Annotated in this window: 2 protein-coding genes and 1 pseudogene; 2 read left to right on the forward strand and 1 reads right to left on the reverse strand. The window is 72.8% G+C overall.

Features of this window, described 5'->3' with window-relative positions:
- The first annotated feature begins 82 nt into the window (after positions 1 to 82).
- Both apaG and folE read left to right on the forward strand, forming a co-directional pair.
- The gene (gene apaG, locus HMPREF0731_RS06710; RefSeq protein ID WP_007003301.1) at positions 83 to 493 is read left to right on the forward strand and encodes a Co2+/Mg2+ efflux protein ApaG; all 411 of its coding nucleotides are present in this window, start codon (positions 83 to 85) and stop codon (positions 491 to 493) included.
- Between the two features lie 97 nt (positions 494 to 590).
- Complete coding sequence (folE, locus tag HMPREF0731_RS06715) at positions 591 to 1,250, forward strand: GTP cyclohydrolase I FolE (protein WP_007003302.1); 660 nt, start codon at positions 591 to 593, stop codon at positions 1,248 to 1,250.
- Positions 1,251 to 1,335: 85 nt separating this feature from the next.
- On the opposite strand, the pseudogene HMPREF0731_RS06720 reads toward folE, so the two are convergent.
- Positions 1,336 to 1,883 (reverse strand): annotated as a pseudogene (locus HMPREF0731_RS06720) (hypothetical protein); the annotation flags it as partial.

Here is a 1,883-nt window from a genome sequence, read left to right on the forward strand (position 1 = left end):
GGCACCCCGGCCGCCCGCCCGTGCCACCGCCAGCCCGCCTGCGGGCTTGCCAGAGCGGCGCCGCGCCGCGCAGGGTTAGGCCATGTCGCAACCACCCCTCTTCACCGCCACCACGCGCGACATCCGCGTCTCGGTGCGCGCCTTCTTCCTGGAGGACCAGTCGAACCCCGAGCAGTCGCATTTCGTCTGGGCCTACCGGGTGACGATCGAGAATCTCGGCCAGCGGACGGTGCAATTGCTGCGGCGGAGCTGGCAGATCACCGACGCGCAGGGCCGCATGCAGCAGGTGCACGGCCCCGGCGTGGTGGGCGAGCAGCCGGTGCTGGAGCCGGGGGAGAACTTCGAATACACCTCCGGCACGCCGCTCTCGACGCCGTCGGGCTTCATGCGCGGCACCTACCACATGGTCGAGACCGCCAGCGGCGAGGCCTTCGACATCGCCATCCCCGCCTTCAGCCTGGACAGCCCGCACCAGACCGGCGCGCTGCACTGAGCGTCAAGGCCGCGCCGCCGGCAGGACTGGCCTGCGGCTTTGCCCATTGCCGGCGCGCGCGGCCATGCCATGTGATGCCGCGACGCGCCCATCCCCGATGATGCACCGGAACGCCGCCTTGAACCTGCCCCTGCCGCCCGCCGCCAAGCGGGCCCTGCCCGAAATCACCGCCCCCCGCCCGAGCCGCGAGCAGGCCGAGGAGGCGGTGCGCACCCTGCTGCTCTGGGCCGGCGACGATCCGGGCCGCGAGGGGCTGCGCGACACCCCGGCGCGGGTGGCGCGCGCCTATGAGGAGTTCTTCTCCGGCTACCAGGAGGACCCGGTGGCGCTGCTCGCCCGCTCCTTCGAGGAGACGGAGGGCTATGACGAGATGGTGGTGCTGCGCGACATCCGCGTGGAGAGCCATTGCGAGCACCACATGGTGCCGATCATCGGCCGCGCCCATGTCGCCTACCTGCCCGAGGGCCGGGTGGTCGGCATCAGCAAGCTGGCCCGCGTGGTCGAGGCCTATGCCCGCCGCCTGCAGATCCAGGAGAAGCTGACGGCGCAGGTCGCCAACTCGATCCAGGAGGTGCTGCGCCCGCGCGGCGTCGCCGTGGTGATCGAGGCCAGCCACCAATGCATGACCACCCGCGGCGTTCACAAGCCGGGGGTCAGCATGATCACCAGCCGCATGCTGGGCGCCTTCCGCGAGGATGCCGGGCTGCGGCGGGAATTTTTGGCCATGACCCGCGGGGCGGCGGCGCCCGAAGCCTGAAGGCTGAGGGGGCTTTGCCCCCTCAGACTCCCCCAGCAGGGGACAGGGTCCCCTGCACCCGCCTTCGATTCAGCAGCCGCCCGCCTCAGCTGCCGGGGCGGGAGAGGTTCTCCTGCTGCACCGGGCCGGGCAGCGGGGCGGCGGGCGGGCCGCTCATGATCCAGTCGCGCAGATTGCGGCGCAGCTGGAACTCGAACTCGACATTCAGGTCGTCCATCGCCTGGCGCACGATCTGGTCGGCGTTGCGGGCGCGGCCGGCCGGGCCGTCATCGATCTGCGTGGCGGAGCGGCGCACCTCGGCCTCGGCGAAGCCGACGCGGCGGCCATCATTGCCCAGCACCTCCACACGGACGCGGATCACCACGGTCAGGCGCTCGGTGCGCTGGCTGAACAGCCCGCCGGCATCGGCGTTCTCCCGCGTCAGCACGGCGTTGTCCACCAGGAAGCGGGCGCGGCCGGTGGTGCCGACGGCGCTCAGCCGCTCCCGCCCCATGCGCGCCGCCTGGGCGGCGGGGGAGAGCGGCGCCGGCGGGTCGGCGCGCATCGCCCCCGGCTCCACCACCTCGACCTCCAGCACGTTCAGCCGCAGCGGCGTCAGATAGGCATAGCCGGGCGGGGCGGCCAGCACCGGCG

It is taken from the genome of Pseudoroseomonas cervicalis ATCC 49957 (assembly GCF_000164635.1).
Classification (GTDB): Bacteria; Pseudomonadota; Alphaproteobacteria; order Acetobacterales; family Acetobacteraceae; genus Pseudoroseomonas; species Pseudoroseomonas cervicalis.

Coding starts and splice junctions, on each gene's coding strand:
- folE (WP_007003302.1), top strand. CDS start 591: ATGATGCACCGGAACGCCGCCTTGAACCTGCCCCTGCCGCCCGCCGCC.
- apaG (WP_007003301.1), top strand. CDS start 83: ATGTCGCAACCACCCCTCTTCACCGCCACCACGCGCGACATCCGCGTC.